Raw genomic sequence first — 17354 nt, 5'->3', positions numbered from 1 at the left:
CGCCCAAGTCCTTGGGCGCGGGAGACTCCTTCTCCGTGCAGAAGCGTCATTCACGGCGCCGACGCGCCGTGGCTGGATTCCTGTGACGAGCACAGGAATGAGGGAGGAAAAGTTGCGCGAGAACAGGAAACGCGGCGGCTCGGCACCGCCGCAGTCCCCCTATTCCATCGGCACCGCCACAAACCGCAGATCGCCGTTTGCCGATGCGATCATCAGTTGGGCGTTGCGGCGGCCTTCCTGTTTCAGCGACTTCACCTTGGCGGCGACCGCGTCCGGCGACTTCATGAACTCCTGCGCCACCTCGACGATCACGTCGCCGGGCTTCAGCCCTTTTTCGGCCGAGGCTGAGCCGGGCGTCACCTCTGTCACGACGACACCGTCGACGCTCTCTGCGATGCCGAAAGCCTTGCGCGTTTCGGCGCTCAAAAGCGACAGCGACAGCCCGAGGACGTTCTTCGGCGTGGCCGCGTCCGGCGACACCTGGCCCTGGTGCTGGTCGGGCTTGCCCGGTGTGGGCTGAGCCTGATCGCCGGAATCCGGCTGGTCCATGTCGTTGTTCTCGCCGGGATCAGGGGTAATCACGCCGTCATCCTGCGAACCATCGGGCGCCGCATCGTCGGATGCCGCCGCCTGATCGCTATCCTCGAGCCGGCCAAGCTTGACCTTGACGGTCTGCTCCTTGCCGTCGCGCAGCACCACCACGTCGACTTCCTTGCCGACTGTGCTTTCCGCCACCACGCGCGGCAGATCGCGCATTTCGCTGACTGTCTTGCCGTCGAATTTCAAGATGACATCGCCCGCTTTGATCGAGCCGTCGTCGACGGGGCCACCCTTGATGACGCCGGCGACCAGCGCGCCTTTGGCGGTGTCGAGCCCGAGGCTGTCGGCGATATCGTCGGTCACCGGCTGGATGCGCACGCCGAGCCAGCCGCGCCGTGTCTCACCATATTCGCGCAATTGGTCGACGACGCCTGAGGCGAGCTCGGAGGGTACCGAGAAGCCGATGCCGATCGAACCGCCGCTCGGCGAAATGATCGCAGTGTTGATGCCGATCACCTCGCCCTTCATGTTAAAGAGCGGCCCTCCGGAATTGCCCTTGTTGATCGCCGCATCCGTCTGGATGAAGTTATCGTAGGGCCCGGCATTGATATTGCGGCCGCGCCCGGAAATGATGCCCACCGTCACCGAGCCGCCGAAGCCGAACGGATTGCCGATCGCCATCACCCAGTCGCCGATGCGCATCGTGCTGGAATCGCCGAACTTCACCGATTTCAGCGGCGCCTTAGGCTCGACCTTCAGCACCGAAAGATCGGTCTTCGTATCCGTGCCTATCAGCTTCGCCTTGAGCTTCGAACCATTGGCGAAATTGATCTCGATGTCGTCGGCGCCCTCGATCACATGGTTGTTGGTGACGATATAGCCGGCCGGGTCGATGACGAAGCCGGAGCCGAGCGAACTGACATTATGGTTCGGGCCCTTGTTACCCTGCTGCTTGTTGAAGAAATCGTTGAAGAATTCCTGGAACGGCGAGCCGTCGGGCGCCCGCGGTGCCGGGCCTGCGCCCTCATCGTCCTTCACATTCTGCGAGGTCGAGATGTTGACCACGGCGTCGAGCAGGCCCTCGGCGAGATCGGCGACAGAGGCCGGGCCATTGTTTGGCACTCCGGCCTGAATCGACGGGGCCTGAATCGACGGAGCCTGAACCGGCGGGGTCGGAGCTGGAGATGCGGGTGCAGGAGCGGCCGTTTCCGGAGTAGCGGGAGCCGGTTCAACAACCCCGGGCGCTGTCGTATCAGGCGCGGTTTGCGCATAGGCGACCCCGTTCATGCCGGCCTGCGCGAGAATTGCAGCGCTGGCCATAAGCGCGAGCGTTCGTCTGAAGGGCGAGCGAATCGTGGGGGCCATCAAGCGTCCTCATAAGCGGTAAATGCGCACATTGAGCACCAGCATAAGGCGGAATGATGGAGGGCGAAATCACCTTTTCGCGAAATCCCCGTGCAATATGACGTGCCCTCGCAAAAGCCTGATTATCTCCACCTTTCCACGAAAAAAGGGCCGGCGCTCGGGCCGGCCCTTTCAGGATTGTCGGGGATGCGAATGGCATCCCTTGGCGTCAGTTCGCTGGCTGGGCGGGTGCTGCAGGAGCAGCCGCGCCGGGAATTGCCGCAGTCGGATTTGTCGGCGCTGGCAGGGTGCCGGCGGCATTGTCGAAATAGCGGAAGAATTCCGAATTCGGCGACAACACCAGCGTCGTGTCCTGCGACGAGAGCGCAGAGGAATAGGCCGCCATCGAGCGATAAAACTCGAAAAAACCAGGATCCTTGCTGAAGGCGTCGGCAAAGACGCGGTTGCGTTCCGCATCGCCCTGACCGCGCAAGATTTCCGCATCGCGCTGGGCGCCCGCGGTGAACTCGACGACCTGACGGTCGGCGATGGCTCGGCGCCGCTGGCCTTCTTCATTGCCCTCGGCACGGATACGCTCGGCCTCGGCCAGGCGTTCCGAGCGCATGGCGTTATAGGTGTTGGGCGCAACCTCAGGGGAAAGGTCGGTGCGGCGGATGCGGACGTCATCGATATGCAGGCCGAGATTTTCGGCATCGGTTCGCAGGTCGTCGCGAATCTCCAGCATCATCGCGACACGCTCTTCCGAGAGCGCGGCATTATAATCGCGCAGACCGTAAACGCGGCGAAGCGATGAATCGAGCTGCGCCCTCAACCGCGCTTCCGCGGCCTCGCGATCGCCCGACACCGTTTCGCGGAAGCGGCGAACATCGGCGATGTTATAGATCACGAAGGCATCGACGTCGAAGGTCTGGCCGTCCTGGACCTGAACTCGGATATTGTCGAGATCGAGCCGCAACGCCTGCTTTTCGACCAGCTGGACACGGTCGGCATCCATGAAGCCGAAGGGCAGCTTGAAATAGATACCGGGCTCGGTCTTGACCGATTGGATCTGGCCGAAGCGGACGACGATGGCCTGCTCGCGTGCGTTCACCACGAAGATGGACGAATAGAGACCGACCAGAATGATGGCGAGGATGAGGAGAATGATGGGAAGTCTGTTCGATGTCATGGCTCAACCTCCCTGCTGCGCCGGCTTGCCGAGCTCATTGAGCGGCAGATAGGGCAGCACGCCCTGCTTCTCGTCGATGATGACCTTCTTCGAATTCTTCAATACCTGCTCCATCGTTTCGATGAACAGCCGCTTGCGGGTCACTTCGGGAGCCTTCGAATATTCGTCGTTGATCGCAGTGAACCGCTGCGCCTCACCTTCCGCCTCCTTCACGACACGGTTCTTGTAGGCGGCAGCATCTTCACGAATTCGCGCCGCATCGCCTCGCGCCTGGCCGAGTTTCTGGTTGGTGTAGCGATTGGCCTCTTCGATCGTGCTGTCGCGGTCGCGACCGGCACGCTGCACTTCTTCGAAGGCATCGGCGACTTCGCGCGGCGGCGCCACGTTTTGGATCGTCACGCCGGTGACGGTCACGCCGGCGCCATAGCGGTTCATCGTATCTTGCAGGATATTGAGCACATCCACTTCGATCGGCTGACGATTGCTGCGGAACGCGTCCTGCGCCGGACGACGCCCGACGATTTCGCGCATGGCGCTGTCGGAAACCTGCTGCAGGGTCTCTGCCGGATTTTCGACGTTGAAGAGATAGGCCTTCGGATCACTGACCGTGTAGAACACGGCGAACTGCACGTTGATGACGCTCTTGTCGCTGGACAGCATCAGGCCGTTCGAAGACGATGCCGAGGTCGCCCCGATATTCAGCTGTTGCACGGTCACCTTGACCGTCTCGACCGATTCCATCGGCCAGAGATGGAAATGCAGGCCGGGCATCGAAATCTCGTCCTTCGGCTTGCCGAACCGCAGTTCGACGCCGCGTTCGTCCGGCTGCACCACGTAGACGCACTGGATCAGCCAGAAGACGGCGACGATCGCCGCGACGATCACCGCCACGCCGCCGTTGAAACCGCCGGGAATGATGTTGCGCAGTTGGTCCTGGCCGCGCCGGATGATATCTTCCAGATCGGGCGGTCCGCCCTTGCCGCTGCCACCGCCGCGCGGGCGGTTCGGCCCCTGGCCCCATGGTCCCTGATTATTATTACCGCCGCCGCCGCCCCAAGGGCCGCCGCCGCCATTCTGATTGCTCCAGGGCATCAAAACCTCGTTGTTCGTTAAGTCTTCCACGCATCCGGAACCGTGGGGGCTGACCGGTGGATGCGTTGGTGACCGTTATAGGTATCGCCGCATCGGCTTTCAACGCAACGTGAGGAACTTGGTCAATTTAATTGGAAAATAGTTCATTTTCAGCCGTGTCGCCGCTCATAAACGATGAAGCGCGTGGGATAGCTGTCCTTCTCGCCGGCTGGAACCGCGATCATCTCTCCCGCCTGCCAGACGTCGGGATCGATCGCGGGGAACGAAGCGTCTCCATCGAGATCGGCCTCGACATGGGTGATGCACATCCGGTCGGCAAGGCCGATCGCCTGGGCATAGACCTGCCCGCCGCCGACAATGCAAATCTCGTCGACACCGGTTTCGAGCGCCAGCCTTTCGGCCGCCGTCATCGCCTCCGGCAGCGAATGCGCCATGGAGACATCAGCATGGTCGATGGCCGTTTGCCGCGAGATGACGATGTTCGGCCGCCCCGGCAGCGGCTTGCCGATTGAATCATAGGTCTTGCGGCCCATGACGACAGGCTTTCCCAATGTCAGCGCTTTGAAGCGCTTGAGATCGCTCGAAAGCCGCCACGGCATGTCCCCGTCGCGGCCGATGATGCCGTTGCGGGCGACGGCGGCGATGATGGTCCTGCGGATGTCAGCCATGAAATGTCCCGGATCAGACGGCGATCGGCGCCTTGATGCTGGCATCGGCCTCATAGCCGATCAGCTCGAAATCGTCGAAGGTAAAGCCGAAGATGTCGTTCACATCGGGATTGATCCGCATGAAGGGCAGCGGCTTGGGCCGGCGCCCCAGCTGCAGCTTCGCCTGGTCGAAATGATTGTGATAGAGATGAGCGTCGCCAAGCGTGTGGACGAAATCACCAGGCTTCAGCCCGGTTACCTCAGCCACCATCATCGTCAAAAGCGCATAGGAGGCGATGTTGAATGGCACGCCGAGGAAAATGTCGGCCGAGCGCTGATAGAGCTGGCAGGAAAGCTTGCCTTCGGCGACATAGAACTGGAACAGGCAATGGCAGGGCGGCAGAGCCATCTCGTCAACTTCGGCCGGATTCCAGGCCGAGACGATGTGACGGCGCGAATTCGGGTTGTTGACGATGCCTTTGACGAGATTGGCAATCTGGTCGATATGGCCGCCATCCGACGCCGGCCAGGAGCGCCACTGGGCGCCGTAGACCGGCCCGAGATCGCCGTTTTCGTCGGCCCATTCGTCCCAGATCGAAACGCCGTTCTCCTTGAGATAACGGATGTTCGTTTCGCCCTTCAAAAACCAGAGGAGCTCATGGATGATCGAGCGCAGATGCAGCTTCTTCGTCGTGAGGACGGGAAAACCCTCTTCGAGGTCGAAGCGCATCTGGTAGCCGAAGACCGAGCGCGTGCCGGTGCCGGTGCGGTCGCCCCGGTCGGAGCCCTTTTCCATCACGTGGTTGAGGAGATCGAGATATTGCTTCATGTCGCGCTGATTCCGTTTGCGTTAATTTAAGCCTCTCGCAGCAGGAAACCAATCACTCGCAGGCATTTTCCCAATATTTCTGATGGATGGCATAACGCTTTTATGACGTTTGCCCTTTCCATCGGCTGAGGAAACCACTATATCACCCGTGCCGGCTTTCGGGCCGGCTATGGCGATAAATGAGCGGTGTAATAAGCCTATTGGACCCGGGGGCGGTACCCGGCGCCTCCACCAAAAACCGGCGGCCTCGAAGGCCGGCTTTTGATGGGGGCGAAATAGGATCGACAAGGGTGTAAAGATCGTCTTTTTGCTCGGCATTGTACCGCCGTTATCGGGCTAAAATTGTAGTTGCAAACGACAACTATGCGGAAGCTCGTCTCGCTGCTTAATCGCGGTGTGACACTTCAATCAAAGTCCTAGTGGTTCGCACCTCTAGGCGGGGTCCGAAGGCACCTGGCAACAGAAGCCTTCACCTTCTCCCTGCCGCCGAAATCATGTATGCTGCTTAAAAACGTGACTCGGCTCCGGTCTTTCCCAAGGCGCCTGGACGTGGCATATAACCTTGTGAAAAGACTTCCGAACCGACGAAAGACAGGAAAAGCATGGGGCAGGATCATATCCGCTACGACATTCTGGCACAGGATGCACTTCGCGGCGTCATCCGCAAGGTTTTGGCGGAAGTCGGAGCGACTGGACGCCTGCCCGGCGACCATCACTTCTTCATCACCTTCCTCACTGGTGCTGCCGGCGTGCGCATCTCCCAGCACCTGAAGTCGAAATATCCCGAGCAGATGACCATCGTCATCCAGCATCAATTTTGGGAGCTGAAGATCACCGAGACGCATTTCGAGATCGGCCTTTCCTTCTCCGACGTTCCGGAAAAGCTGGTCATCCCGTTCAATGCGATCCGCGGCTTTTACGATCCCTCCGTCAATTTCGAACTCGAATTCGACGTGCCGCTCGCCGATGGCGAGGAATTGCCGTCCGGTGAAATCACCGCCTATCCGGTCGACGCGGCAGGAAAGCCCGATGAGGCCGCGGGCGCAAAACCCGCCGATGGCGAAGAGAAGAAACCGGGCTCGGTCGTCTCGCTCGACTCCTTCCGCAAAAAGCAGTGATTTGAAGGGAGGTCAGGCCTCCCTTTTTTCATAAGGATTCAGGCCCCGCATGAGTGCCGAAATCGTCAATCTGCGCCAATTCCGCAAGAAGCAGGCCCGCTCCGAAAAGGAGACGCAGGCCGAGCAGAACCGTATTTCCTTCGGCCGCACCAAGGCCGAAAAACAGCTCACCCGCAGCCTGAACGAAAAGGCTGACAGGGCGCATCGAGACGGCCGGATCGAGACGGATGACGACGGCGCGTGACGGATTCATGCAAAGCTTGAACAGCCGGAATGGAGTCTGAAGGCTTTGTTTTGTGCATGTCGTTGCCCGGAACCGCTGCGCACTTCCGGGCGACACGCATGGATATCAGGCACTTATGCGGTTTAATTGAATCGACATGACAATCCAATCAAGATGTGAAGCCGCTTCATGATCCGCAAGCATTCAGCGACATTGCACGGCCACCGCACCAGTTTCTCTCTGGAGGAGGAATTCTGGTCCGAACTGAAGACGATCGCCGGAAGCCGCTCTATACCGCTCGCCGCGCTGATTTCGGAGATCGATGATCAACGGCCGCCAGACAGCAATCTGTCCTCGGCGCTCCGGCTGCATGTGCTTGCTTGGGCGAAAGCCGGCGCTGCTGCATAACTCAAAGTGCTGCAGCGTCCTTTGCGCGTCTTTCAGATGCACGGCGTTGTAGCCGCAAGCTGAAATTAAATCCCATGCATTTTCATTGCGCCTGAACGCCTGGCACCTGGTCGAAATTGAGCGAACCGGGCAGCGGCCCGCTCCGCCGCGCGGCTTCCGCTTCGGCGGCAGCTCTCGCCTGCGCATCCGCCTTGGCCTTGGCTTCCGCCGCCCGTGCAGCCGCCGCCTCGGCAGCAGCCTTTTGCGCGGCCGCTGCCTGCGCCAATGCGCGCAGCCGCTCTTCTTCCGCCTGCCGTTGCCGCTCGATTTCAGCCGACTTGACGCGCTCGGCCTCGTTGAACCGGTAGAGTGCTGCCTCGCGCCGAAGCCGCTGCTTTTCGAGCACGATCGCCTGTAGCCGCTCGACGCGCCGGCGCTCGCGTTCAAAGGCGCGCAGCGACAGATAGCTGGTGATATCGGTGACATCCATCGTCTTGCCGGGCGACGGTAGCATGCCGGAAAAATTCAGCCTGAGTGCCGGCTCGGCGCCGGAAAGCGCTTCCGTGCCCGGATTGAGCCCGACGCCCAACGTCGCAGTGATCCGCTCTTCCGGCAGCGCGATCTGCGCATCGGCGGTGATGCGAGCCAGATCGTTGGCGACGGTGACGTTCTGCACGCGCAATGTCCCGTCGGTGATATTGAAGGGGATGCCGAGCGGCGGCAGCTTGGCCTCTCCGTTACTGAGCAGCGTCTCGACGATCGGATGCACCTTGCCGGCATTGATCTGCTCCTGCATCGTATCGGTCGCGGCAAGCAGCGGCGGAAGGATGGCAAGGTTCAGCCCGCGTATGCTGGTATCGCCGAGCCTCAGTTCGCCGGAGCCGTTCAGCGAACTGGCGATCTCGCCGATTGTCTTGCCCGAGGCCTCCATCGACAGCGACAATCCGAATTTGCCGTTGGCGATCGGCGCGCCGTCGCGCAGCCAGACGACGCCGGCAAGATCGGAATCGGCAAGTGCAAGCTTCGTCTGCAGGAAGCCTGTGCCATCGGCATTGGTGAACAGCAGATTGCCGGAGAGCTTTCCGCCGTCCCAGTTGCCGGCCATATCGTTGAGCTGCAGCTCGTCGCCCTTGTAGGCGACGTTGCTGGTAAAATCGGTGACCTCCGTTTCCGGCAGGCCGGGCCAGAACTGCTTGGCCGTCAGCTTCATGTTGACGTCGAGATCCTTGAAGACGGGCAGCCCGAGCGGTGCCGTTGTCAGCGCGCCATTGGCGGGATCGACAATCTGGCCGAACACCGCCTCGCCGAGCCAGCCGGCATCAGCCTTGGAAAGTGTCAGCTCGCCGGCCGCGGTCGTCTTCGCAGCCTTCCGGTCGAAGCTCAGCGCGCCTGAAAACTCGTTGTCGGCCGCATGGCCCTTGAGATCGGAAAAGACAATCTTGTCGCTATCGACGTCGGCATTGACCTGCAGGCCAAACGGCAGGCCGCTTCCCGTCTGCGGCAGGGCGATCCCGTTCATGATGAGGTAGGGGTCGATATCGGCGCTGTCGAGCGAAAGCGCGATCTGGCCGTTCATGAAAGTCTCCGGCCGGACATCGACCTTGCCATTGGCGGTGAACGAGGACCGGTCGGTCGCAAAGGTCAGCGCCGCATCGGCAGGATCGTTGCCCGATGCCTTCACCTTCAGCGTCAGCCGGCCATTGGCGCCGACATCGACCGGCAGTGGATCGAGCCCGGCCTGGCCGAACAAGACCGATGGCACGGCGTTTTCGAGCGTCGTCTCAAGGCTCGTCGTGCCGTTGCCGGTCAGCGCCAGGAGGTCGGACATGCGGTAATCGAGATTGACGCGGCTACCGTTCGAGACGCCGGCAAGCGTCACCGTCAGGGCGTTGCCTTCGTCGCCGCCTAGCGACAGCGCGCCGCGCAGCGCCGTATTGCCGTACCAGCCGGCGTTGCGCACCAGCCGGTCGAGCACCGGGTGATGCGGCAGGTGTTCGCGCAGCATGGTGAAGAAGCCGCCGGGATCTGCCGATTTAAAGGTGATCTCGCCCGCACCCTTGTAGTCAAGCAGCGACCCTTCTGCCCTGCCCGTCGCCGTCAGCTCGGCGCCTGCGAGATTCTTGATCGACAGCCGGTCGACGGCAAGCGCGCCGTCGGCGATGGTGAAAGTGGTCTCGACATTTTCGGCATCGACGCCGAAGGCGGTGAACCTATCGGCCTTGAGCTGGGCGGCGATCTTGTGGTCGAGCACGTTGTCGCCGGCATCCTGGCCGGTCATCAGCCCGCTCAGCGCCTGCAGCGCATCGAGATCGAGCGTATCGCCGTTCAGTGCCACCGACAGCGTCGGCGTCTGGCCGGAGATCGCCTGCCGCTCCAGCCGGCCCTTCAGCGTCGCCGCTCCAATAGCGATCTCAAGATTTTCGAAACGCTGCAATTCGTGTGTCAGGCTGACATTGGCGGAAAATCCCGCCTGCCGCAATTGCCGGATGGCCGGGTCGACCGAGCCGGCAAGCCAGGAGGCAAGTCCCGTCGGCTGGCTGGAGGCCACCACGATCTGGCCGTTGAACGAGGCTTCGCCCTGAAGCAGCAGCTTGCCCTTGCCTTCCACCTGCGTGCGCCCCGGCAGCGTACCGCTGGCGCTGTCGATCATCCAGCCGGTACCGGCCGGCTCCAACTCCAGCTGCACGTCGCGCAGCGTCGTATCGCCGGCGACGATCGCCGGCAGCTTGACACTCGCCTTGCCCGGCACCTGCGGGATCGGTACCTGGCCGATGACATCAATTAGCGAACTCAGGCGCTGGCGCCCCGAAACCGCCGCGTCGCGCGTCGTCTTGCCGGCCGCACCCTGGTTGCCGATGCGGTTCACATCGATCTGCTGCCCGTCGGCGGTCAACAGGAATTCCGGCGCATTGCCGGTATCGAGCGTCGCCTCGCCGGTTATGACGTAGGGATCGTCGGTTGGGCCGATCTCCATCCGGTATTCGGGAATGCGGATGCGTTCGTTGGTGAGTTCGAAGCGGCCCTTGACGCGCGGCGGCTGCTCTTTCTTGTTGGCGGGCTTGGCACTGTTGCGGTTTTCGATCGCCGCCGAAAGCTGCCCCTGATAGTTCGGTTTACTGTCGACGAGCTTCAGTTCGCCGTCGAGATCGACGCTGACGGGGTGCTTATCCGGCGAAAGCTTCGTGCGCATGCGCAGCACGCCCTTCTCGTCCGGCTGGCTGCTCGAGATCAAAAAGCTGCCGTGTTCGCCGTCGAGGGCCGCATCACCCTCGATGCGCCAGGGGCCGGCCAGCGACTTGGCCGACATTTCCGCGTTGAGGCCGGTGATGCGGCGTGAGCGGCCCGACTGATCGTCTATGAACTCGACTTCGCCGCCACTGACATGCACGTTTTCGAGAACGACGGTTTTCGCCGGTATTTCGGCGCGGCTGCCGCGCATCCAGTCGAGCGTGCCGTCCTTGAGCAGTCTGAGGCGCACTTTCGGATTGACGACGCGCATGTCGAAGATCAGCGCTTCACCCGACAGGAAAGGCGCGAGTTCGGCATCCATGGAGAACTGCTCGACCTTGACGATCGGCGTGCCGTCCGCCTCCTGGCCGACGCGCACATCGTGCAGCGTGACCGACGGAAACGGTAGGAGCCGCGCATCCACCGTCCCGTAGACAGTGACTTTCTTGCCGATGATGCGGCTCGCCTGATCCTCGAAATTCTTGCGGAAATCCGTCCAGTCGATGAATAGCGGCGCAAGCAGCGCCACAAACAGCGCTACGACGATCACTCCCCCCAGAAAGACGAGGAACCGGCCTACCAATTCAAGCATTCTCCATTCGGGATTCTGGTGTCGACACTAGAACACTTCCGGCAAAAGTGCCCAGCGGTTTTGCGGGGAAAAGTGCCAAGCGACTTTCCCGGCGAATTGCGGAAAAACAAAAAGATAGAGCATTTCCGGAGTGCAGACAAAAACGGAAATGCCCTGGCGCCGTTGGTGTCGGGGCGAAGGCCCAAGTTCATGAGAATATTCCGGTCAGCCATGGTGGAAAATCTTGCCGGGATTGAAGATATCATCCGGATCGAGCGCCTGTTTCACCTGTCGCATCAGATCCACAGCGCCTCCGAGTTCCTGTTTCAGAAACGCCATCTTGCCTTGGCCGATCCCGTGTTCGCCGGTGCATGTCCCGTCCATGTCGAGCGCCCGTTGGTTGAGCCGTTGCACGAAGCTCTCCGCCATGGCGATGTCTTCGGCGCGTCTGTCGTCGAACAACAACAGCACATGGAAGTTCCCGTCGCCGGCATGGCCGACGATCGGTCCGAGCAGCCCGTGCTCCTCGATATCCGCCTGCGTTTCGGAAACGCAATCGGCCAGCCTCGATATCGGAACACAAACATCGGTCGAAAGTGCGGCAAGCCCAGGCGCCAGCGCCCTTGCAGCCCAATAGGCGTCGTGGCGGGCCTTCCAGAGTTTCGTCCGCTCCTCGGCATTGGCGGTCCACAGGAATTCAGCCCCGCCGCACTCTGCTGCGATCTCGGCGAAGGCTGCCGATTGCAGCGGCACCGTCTCGTCGGTGCCGTGGAATTCGAGGAAGAGCGTTGGGCTTTCGGCATAGGAAAGCTTGGAATACGCATTGCAGGCCCGCATCTGCACCGTATCGAGCAGCTCGATGCGCGCCACCGGAATGCCCATCTGGATCGTCATGATGACGGCATCGCAAGCAGCCTTGACGCTCGGAAAGGCGCAGGCGCCACCGGCGATCTTCTGCGGGATTGCCTGCAGGCGCAGCGTCACCGAGGTCAGGATGCCGAGCGTACCCTCGGCGCCGACGAAGAGCCGCGTCAGGTCGTAGCCGGCGGAAGATTTGCGGGCGCGCCGGGCCGTGCGGATCTCCTCACCATTGGCGGTGACGGCGGTGAGGGCAAGCACATTGTCCTTCATCGTTCCGTAACGCACGGCATTGGTGCCCGACGCCCGCGTCGAGGCCATGCCGCCGATCGAAGCATTGGCGCCGGGATCGATCGGGAAGAACAGGCCGGTATCGCGCAGATGGATATTCAGCGCCTCACGCGTCACACCCGGCTCGACGGTGCAGTCGAGATCCTCCGGATTGACCTCGAGCACGCGGTTCATGCGGCTGAAATCGATGGAAATACCGCCATTGGCGGCATTGACCTGACCCTCCAGCGAGGTGCCGACACCGAAGCCGATCACCGGCACCTTGTGGGTCGCACACGCTCTGACCGCCGCCTTCACGTCCTCGGCGCTCTCGGCGAAGAGCACGCCGTCCGGCAATTGCGGCGGGATGTAGGTGGTCGTGTGGGCATGCTGTTCGCGGAAGGACTGGCCGGTCTGGAAGCGCTCGCCGAAGCTCTGTTTGAGAATGCCGAGCACGGTAGCTATCCCCGCCTCGTTGCGTGTGCCGGCCTTCGCGTCCTTCAGCGCCATCCCTTTAATCTCCCTGCCATTCCGCCGAAACCGTATCGTGTCCCGCAGGCTACAGCGCCGCGCGTCTTTTCAGATGCGCAAAGGACGCTGTAGAACTTTAAAATTGCTGCATAATTTCATCCCTAAATCGATTCCGATTTGAAGAATTATGCAGCAGGCTGGGTATGCGGCAAGTCAAAGCGGCTGTCCAGTTAAGATTGGCAGAAGATTTCATTCCCCCTTTGTTATAGGCCGGTTGCCATAGACAAACACCGCCGCCCCCGGCACCTCAGACGATTGGTGGGTTGAGCCGCGCAAAACCCTCCTGCCGCCGATAGGGGAAATAGGGATAGGGCACTGTTACGGCGCTGACGGCGTCGAGCCTTTCGATCTCATCTTTCGACAGCCTCCAGCCGACCGAGCCGAGGTTTTGCCTGAGCTGCTCCTCGTTGCGGGCGCCAATGATGACGCTCGATACCGTCGGCCGGCTGAGCAGCCAGTTGATGGCGATCTGCGGCACCGTCCGGCCGGTCTCGGCTGCGATGGCATCCAGCACATCGATGATGTCGAACAGCTTCTCGTCGTCGACAGGCGGGCCATATTGCGCCGTCTCGTGCAGCCGGCTTGACGCCGGCAGTGGCTGGCCGCGGCGGATCCTGCCGGTCAGCCGTCCCCAGGCAAGCGGGCTCCAGACAAGGGCGCCGACGCCCTGGTCGGCGCCGAGTGGCATCAGCTCCCATTCGTAATCGCGTCCCGCCAGCGAATAATAGACCTGATGGGCGACATAACGCGGATGGCCGTGGCGCTCGGCGGCGGCAAGCGATTTCATCAGCTCCCAGCCTGAAAAGTTCGAAACCCCGACATAGCGGATCTTGCCTGATGCCACGAGCCCGTTAAGCGTCGACAACACCTCCTCGACCGGCGTCGAGGCATCGAAGGCATGAAGCTGCAGCAGGTCGATATAGTCGGTCCCGAGCCGGCGCAGCGCATCTTCCGTCGCACGGATCAGCCGCGCCCGCGACGTTCCCCAGTCCTGCGGCCCCTCGCCCGTCGGCAGCGCCGTCTTCGTCGAGATCAGCACCGCATCGCGCCGGCCGCGGATCGCTTGGCCGAGCACCTCTTCGGACGCCCCGGCCGAATAGACATCGGCCGTGTCGAAGAGATTGACTCCGGCTTCGATGCATATGTCGACGAGCCTTCGCGCCTCCTGGGCATCGGTATTGCCCCAGGCGCCAAACAGCGGGCCGCTGCCGCCGAATGTGCCCGCACCAAAGCTCAACACCGGCACTCTGAGACCGGATGCGCCGAGATTTCTGTAGTCCATGGATCTGTCTCCTTCGTTTCCTCTGAGATAGACCTTGTCCAATTGGTGATATAGATTGCCTGCGAGCAAATCATCTGTGACTTGAATTCATCATGAGCCGTCAGGACATCAACCGCTCCGGCGAAATGGAAGTCTTCGTCAGCGTCGTCGAGCGCGGTGGCTTTTCCGCGGCCGCCGCGGCCCGGCGCATGACCCCGTCGGCCGTCAGCAAACTCGTCGCCCGGCTGGAGGCACGCCTCGGCGCCCGACTTGTCAACCGTTCGACCCGAAAGCTGCAGCTGACGCCGGAGGGCTGCGCCTTCTATGAGCGCAGCATCGCCATCCTTGCCGATATCGGCGAGGCGGAGCGCCATGCTTCAACCGGCGAAGAAGCGGCCGGGCGCATCCGCATCAATACCAGCGGCTCGTTCGGCAACCATGTGCTGGCGCCGCTCGTCCCCGCTTTCATGGCGCTTCATCCCGCCGTGACACTGGATATTTCCCATACCGACAGGATTATCGACCTGATGGAGGAACGCGCCGACGTCGCGATCCGCGCCGGCCCCTTGAAGAATTCCAGCCTGATCGCCCGCAAGCTTGGCACCACCGGCAAGATCATCGTCGCCTCGCCGGATTATCTCCGGCGTCACGGCGAGCCACGCACGGTCGCCGATCTCCATCGCCATTGTCGCATCGGATTTTCCTACGCCCGCGCCGTCGAGGGCTGGCCGCTACGCGAAGACGGCGAGACGGTGACGATGCCGATCACCCCAGGCGTGCAGGTGGGAGACGGCGAAGCCATGCGGCACCTGGCGCTATCCGGCGCCGGCCTTGCCCGCCTTTCAGCCTTCACCGTGCACACAGATATCGATGACGGCCGCCTGATGCCGGTGCTCGAAGAGCTCAATCCCGGCGATCGCGAGGAATTCCACGCCCTCTATATCGGCCAAGGCGGCCCGCTGCCGGCACGCGTGCGCGCGCTGCTCGATTTCCTCGCCAGCCACGTGCGGCTGTGATGTATCTCGGCCAAACCGTTCAGCAGTTGGCGACGATGACACGCATGAAAACAATGGCTTGAAGCGGCCGGATGAATCAATTTCGCAGTCCACGACGCCGAGACGCCAGATTTCGCAATTGACCGTCCGCCTCGCACCCGCCTATACCAGACCCGCGTTAGCCGGCCCTTGCCACCGGCCACTCTTTGTCGTGCCGGGGCATCCTCCCACCTTCAGCCTCATGGCTTGGCACCGGCCAGGAAAGGTACGGGGATTATGTCACCCAGCGACGCAAGCCGCCTGCTGCGCGATACCGGCCTGCCGAAATGGGCGCTGCTGCTGGCGCTTTCGCTCGCTCTCACCGTCTTCCTCGAACTCTTCGCCCTGCCTGCCTCGCTGCTGATCGGGCCGATGGTCGCTGCAATTCTGCTGGCGCTTACCGTCGGGAATGGAAAGCTTCATGTGCCCTTCTGGCCGCTGCAGCTCGGCCAGGTCTTCGTCGGCCTCATGATGGCGCGCACCATTACGCCCGACATTCTCGGCACCATGACAAAGGACGCACCGCTCTTTCTGCTGTTCATCTTCTCGGTCATCGCCATCGCCACCGGCCTCGGTTGGCTTCTGACACGCTGGCAGGTGCTGCCAGGAACGACTGCCGTCTGGGGCTCCTCGCCGGGCGGCGCGTCCGCCATGGTCATCATGTCGGAAGCCTATGGCGCCGATGCCCGCCTCGTCGCCTTCATGCAATATCTGCGCGTCGTCTTCGTTGCCGTCGGCGCCTCTGTGATCTCGCGCCTGTGGGTGGCGACAGACGGCGCCGAACCGCCGCCGCTCGTCCTCTTCCCCGAAGTCGATTGGCCGGCCTTTGCGGCGACGTTCGCTTTCGCAGCCATCTGTAGCTATGGCGTAAAACGTCTGCGCATCCAGGGCGGCACGATCATCGTCCCGCTCTTTCTCGGCGCCTTCCTGCAGGGCTTGGGCCTCTTGAAGATCGAGCTGCCGATGTGGCTGCTTGCCATCGCCTATGCGCTCGTCGGCTGGAGCATCGGCCTGCGTTTCACCCGCTCGATCCTTGAGCACGTGGCGCGCGCTCTGCCGCGGGTATCGGCCTGCATCATACTGCTGATGACGCTCTGCGGCTGCATGGCGGCTGCCCTTCATATCTTCGCCGGCATCGATCCGCTGACGGCCTACCTCGCCACCAGCCCAGGCGGCGCCGATTCCGTCGCCATCATCGCGGCCTCCAGCGATGTCGACGTGCCCTTCGTCATGGCGATGCAGACCGGCCGCTTCCTGGTAATCCTGATGATCGGCCCGATGCTCGCCCGCTTCATCGCCCGCCGTTCCGGCCTAGCGGAAAACCCCGTATAAAGCGCCGCGCAGAGTTGTGGGCGAGCGTTGCCCATTGGCCGGGCGTCATGCCATAGGCTTTCTTGAAATGCCGATTGAGATGGCTCTGGTCAGCGAAGCCCGTTGCCGCTGCTGTATCCGAAATCCCCTCGCCTGCGCCGATCATCGCCCGCGCCTGCTGCAGCCGCCGCATCAGCAGGTAGCGATGCGGGCTGGTGGCGAAGGCCGCCCGGAAATGCCGCGACAGCGCGAAACGGTCGAGCCCGGTCACCGCCTCGAGCTCGCCGGAGCGTACCGGCCGCGTCGTATGCGCCTCGAGATAATCCAGCGCCGCCCGCGCCTGCCGCCAGGCAACGCCCCCGAGCGGCCGGCGCGGCAACGACGCATGCCGGGACAGCCCACCCGCCACCTGCGACAGGAAATCGTCGACGAAAAGCTCGTCCAGTTCGCGGTCGAGTTCGCTGAGCGCGGCGAGCAGCACACCCCCAAGCGCCGGATCGCCGATGACGGGTTCGTCGACGAAAGGCAGGCCGACTCCATCCGCCTCCAGGCATTCGAGAAGCAACGACGGCTCCAGGTAAAGCATACGGTATTGCAGCCCGTCCTCGGTCCCTGCCCCGCCGTCATGCTCCTCGTCCGGATGCAGCACGATCACCTGCCCCGGCAGGCTGAACCGTTGCTCGCCGCGATAGCGAAAGGTCTGCACCCCCTTCAGCGTCACGCCGAGCGCATAGGTGTCGTGACGGTGCGGCTCGAAGGCATTGCCTGAGAATTGCGCCCCGATGCGCTCGATGCCGGGAAAAGCCGGCGCCGCCAGGATGGCGTTGCCGGATGGTCCTGCGCACAAACGTTCAAGACCTTCGAAGGCCTGCGGATGTAGATCCTGGCTCAACGCGCCCGATGCTCCATAACCGATACCAA

At 62.3% G+C, this 17354-nt stretch carries 14 protein-coding genes and 1 other RNA gene; 6 read left to right on the top strand and 9 right to left on the bottom strand.

The genetic code is table 11. The features are described from left to right. Positions 1-159 precede the first annotated feature (159 nt). From RCCGE510_RS11905 to RCCGE510_RS11885, 5 genes are all read right to left on the bottom strand, one after another. Complete coding sequence (locus tag RCCGE510_RS11905; RefSeq protein WP_037078433.1) at positions 160-1905, bottom strand: Do family serine endopeptidase; 1746 nt, start codon at positions 1903-1905, stop codon at positions 160-162. Between the two features lie 208 nt (positions 1906-2113). Continuing rightward, a complete protein-coding gene (locus RCCGE510_RS11900) occupies positions 2114-3073 on the bottom strand; it encodes a protease modulator HflC (protein WP_007630207.1) in 960 nt (319 codons plus the stop codon). 3 nt (positions 3074-3076) lie between these two features. Next, complete coding sequence (gene hflK, locus RCCGE510_RS11895; RefSeq protein ID WP_007630206.1) at positions 3077-4165, bottom strand: FtsH protease activity modulator HflK; 1089 nt, start codon at positions 4163-4165, stop codon at positions 3077-3079. A 149-nt stretch (positions 4166-4314) separates the two neighbouring features. Then, on the bottom strand, positions 4315-4833 hold the full coding sequence (locus tag RCCGE510_RS11890; protein ID WP_007630205.1) for a dihydrofolate reductase: 519 nt from the start codon (positions 4831-4833) through the stop codon (positions 4315-4317). 13 nt (positions 4834-4846) lie between these two features. Then, positions 4847-5641 carry a thymidylate synthase gene (locus RCCGE510_RS11885; RefSeq protein WP_007630204.1) on the bottom strand — a complete coding sequence of 265 codons (795 nt, stop codon included), beginning with the start codon at positions 5639-5641 and terminating at the stop codon, positions 4847-4849. A gap of 111 nt (positions 5642-5752) precedes the next feature. Between RCCGE510_RS11885 and ssrA the strand changes: the two genes are divergently transcribed. The 4 genes from ssrA to RCCGE510_RS11870 all read left to right on the top strand — a co-directional run bounded on the left by ssrA (position 5753) and on the right by RCCGE510_RS11870 (position 7390). Then, positions 5753-6115: a transfer-messenger RNA gene (ssrA, locus tag RCCGE510_RS33345) on the top strand. A gap of 128 nt (positions 6116-6243) precedes the next feature. Beyond that, positions 6244-6759, top strand: a complete 516-nt coding sequence (locus tag RCCGE510_RS11880; RefSeq protein WP_007630201.1) for an SspB family protein — start codon at positions 6244-6246, stop codon at positions 6757-6759. A gap of 49 nt (positions 6760-6808) precedes the next feature. Further along, a complete protein-coding gene (locus tag RCCGE510_RS11875; protein ID WP_007630199.1) occupies positions 6809-7003 on the top strand; it encodes a DUF4169 family protein in 195 nt (64 codons plus the stop codon). Positions 7004-7171: 168 nt separating this feature from the next. After that, positions 7172-7390, top strand: coding sequence for a ribbon-helix-helix domain-containing protein (locus RCCGE510_RS11870; RefSeq protein ID WP_007630198.1), 219 nt, complete (start codon positions 7172-7174; stop codon positions 7388-7390). Between the two features lie 82 nt (positions 7391-7472). Here the strand turns inward: RCCGE510_RS11870 and RCCGE510_RS11865 are convergent, their stop codons facing one another. From RCCGE510_RS11865 to RCCGE510_RS11855, 3 genes are all read right to left on the bottom strand, one after another. Continuing rightward, positions 7473-11180, bottom strand: coding sequence for an AsmA-like C-terminal region-containing protein (locus RCCGE510_RS11865; protein WP_007630197.1), 3708 nt, complete (start codon positions 11178-11180; stop codon positions 7473-7475). Positions 11181-11393: 213 nt separating this feature from the next. Next, positions 11394-12806, bottom strand: coding sequence for an FAD-linked oxidase C-terminal domain-containing protein (locus RCCGE510_RS11860; RefSeq protein WP_007630196.1), 1413 nt, complete (start codon positions 12804-12806; stop codon positions 11394-11396). Positions 12807-13074: 268 nt separating this feature from the next. Next, the gene (locus RCCGE510_RS11855) at positions 13075-14109 is read right to left on the bottom strand and encodes an aldo/keto reductase (RefSeq protein WP_007630195.1); all 1035 of its coding nucleotides are present in this window, start codon (positions 14107-14109) and stop codon (positions 13075-13077) included. A gap of 92 nt (positions 14110-14201) precedes the next feature. Here RCCGE510_RS11855 and RCCGE510_RS11850 point away from each other — a divergent pair, with 92 nt between their 5' ends. Both RCCGE510_RS11850 and RCCGE510_RS11845 read left to right on the top strand, forming a co-directional pair. Then, positions 14202-15104, top strand: a complete 903-nt coding sequence (locus RCCGE510_RS11850; protein ID WP_007630193.1) for a LysR family transcriptional regulator — start codon at positions 14202-14204, stop codon at positions 15102-15104. A gap of 255 nt (positions 15105-15359) precedes the next feature. Next, on the top strand, positions 15360-16454 hold the full coding sequence (locus RCCGE510_RS11845) for an AbrB family transcriptional regulator (protein WP_007630191.1): 1095 nt from the start codon (positions 15360-15362) through the stop codon (positions 16452-16454). On the opposite strand, the gene RCCGE510_RS11840 is transcribed toward RCCGE510_RS11845, so the two are convergent. Continuing rightward, complete coding sequence (locus RCCGE510_RS11840; RefSeq protein WP_007630189.1) at positions 16414-17325, bottom strand: AraC family transcriptional regulator; 912 nt, start codon at positions 17323-17325, stop codon at positions 16414-16416. The genes RCCGE510_RS11845 and RCCGE510_RS11840 overlap by 41 nt on opposite strands. Positions 17326-17354 lie beyond the last annotated feature (29 nt).

Source organism: Rhizobium sp. CCGE 510 (assembly GCF_000292525.1).
Taxonomy (GTDB): Bacteria; Pseudomonadota; Alphaproteobacteria; order Rhizobiales; family Rhizobiaceae; genus Rhizobium.
The sequence above is the reverse complement of the archived record's forward strand: the minus strand, read 5'-3'. Positions and strand labels throughout refer to the sequence as shown.

What these genes read in the sequence shown, in the direction of transcription:
- RCCGE510_RS11905 (WP_037078433.1), bottom strand. Translation starts at nt 1,905, where the DNA reads ATGGCCCCCACGATTCGCTCGCCCTTCAGACGAACGCTCGCGCTTATG.
- RCCGE510_RS11900 (WP_007630207.1), bottom strand. Translation starts at nt 3,073, where the DNA reads ATGACATCGAACAGACTTCCCATCATTCTCCTCATCCTCGCCATCATT.
- hflK (WP_007630206.1), bottom strand. Translation starts at nt 4,165, where the DNA reads ATGCCCTGGAGCAATCAGAATGGCGGCGGCGGCCCTTGGGGCGGCGGC.
- RCCGE510_RS11890 (WP_007630205.1), bottom strand. Translation starts at nt 4,833, where the DNA reads ATGGCTGACATCCGCAGGACCATCATCGCCGCCGTCGCCCGCAACGGC.
- RCCGE510_RS11885 (WP_007630204.1), bottom strand. Translation starts at nt 5,641, where the DNA reads ATGAAGCAATATCTCGATCTCCTCAACCACGTGATGGAAAAGGGCTCC.
- RCCGE510_RS11880 (WP_007630201.1), top strand. Translation starts at nt 6,244, where the DNA reads ATGGGGCAGGATCATATCCGCTACGACATTCTGGCACAGGATGCACTT.
- RCCGE510_RS11875 (WP_007630199.1), top strand. Translation starts at nt 6,809, where the DNA reads ATGAGTGCCGAAATCGTCAATCTGCGCCAATTCCGCAAGAAGCAGGCC.
- RCCGE510_RS11870 (WP_007630198.1), top strand. Translation starts at nt 7,172, where the DNA reads ATGATCCGCAAGCATTCAGCGACATTGCACGGCCACCGCACCAGTTTC.
- RCCGE510_RS11860 (WP_007630196.1), bottom strand. Translation starts at nt 12,806, where the DNA reads ATGGCGCTGAAGGACGCGAAGGCCGGCACACGCAACGAGGCGGGGATA.
- RCCGE510_RS11855 (WP_007630195.1), bottom strand. Translation starts at nt 14,109, where the DNA reads ATGGACTACAGAAATCTCGGCGCATCCGGTCTCAGAGTGCCGGTGTTG.
- RCCGE510_RS11850 (WP_007630193.1), top strand. Translation starts at nt 14,202, where the DNA reads ATGAGCCGTCAGGACATCAACCGCTCCGGCGAAATGGAAGTCTTCGTC.
- RCCGE510_RS11845 (WP_007630191.1), top strand. Translation starts at nt 15,360, where the DNA reads ATGTCACCCAGCGACGCAAGCCGCCTGCTGCGCGATACCGGCCTGCCG.